At 75.4% G+C, this 848-nt stretch carries 1 pseudogene; it reads right to left on the bottom strand.

What is annotated here, in order from left to right:
* Positions 1–848: pseudogene (locus ND748_RS33000) on the bottom strand (transcriptional regulator); the annotation flags it as partial.

Below are 848 nucleotides of genomic sequence, written 5' to 3'. Positions count from 1 at the left end.
GGCCTCGACCGGGTCGCCCGCGGCCGCCGCGGCACTACCGGCCGCCGACTCGGCCATGGCCGTCCAGGCCATGCTGTCGTGGAACGACGCCGCTCGCCGGGCCGACTCGGCGAAGGCCCGCGCTCCCGCGGCGTCGCCGGTCCGCGCCAGCGTCTCCGCGCCGATCGGGTTGAGCAACAGACCGCAGCTGGCGCAGTCGCCGTAGCGGGCCGCGGTGCGCGACGCCGCCCGCACCGACTCGACGGCACCGTCAGGATCGTCCCGCTCGAGTGCCGCCAGCGCAGCCGTGGCGTGCAACCGCCCCCAGGCGTGCCGGGCAAGCGGGGTGACCGCCGCGATGGCGGACGCCCGCTTGAGGTAGGGCTCGACCTCGTCGAAGGCACCCGTGCAGATCGCGAGTTCGGCCCGACGCAGCCAGGGCAGGGCGACGGACCGGCTACCCATCGGCGCGTACAGCTCGCAGCTTCGGTCCAGGCAGGCGGCCGCGGCGTCCCAGTGGCCGCGCAACAGCAGCGACTCGCCGAGCAGGCACCAGGCAAACGCCTGCACCGCCACCGCGTCGGCCCGCTCGGCCAGTGCCAGCGTCTCGCGCGCGTACTGCTCGACATCGCCGGCGAGGGCGTCCTCGTAGAGCTGGTACTGCCCGATGCAGTGGTTGATCTCGAAGAACCGGCTGACCCGGCCGCCCAGGTCCACGGCCGCGAGCCGCGGCATCTGGACCTGCAGCGCCGTGCGCCAGGTGCCCTGGATGTGCGCCAGGATCGCCTGTTCCTCGAGCGCCTCGGCGACGGCGTCGGCGTCCCCGTGCGCCACGGCCGCCCGGTGCGCCCGGTCGGCCAGCTCACGGG

The organism is Frankia sp. AiPs1, assembly GCF_023716945.1.
GTDB lineage: Bacteria > Actinomycetota > Actinomycetes > Frankiales > Frankiaceae > Frankia.
Note: the sequence above shows the minus strand (reverse complement) of the source record. Positions and strands in the feature narration are given on the sequence as shown.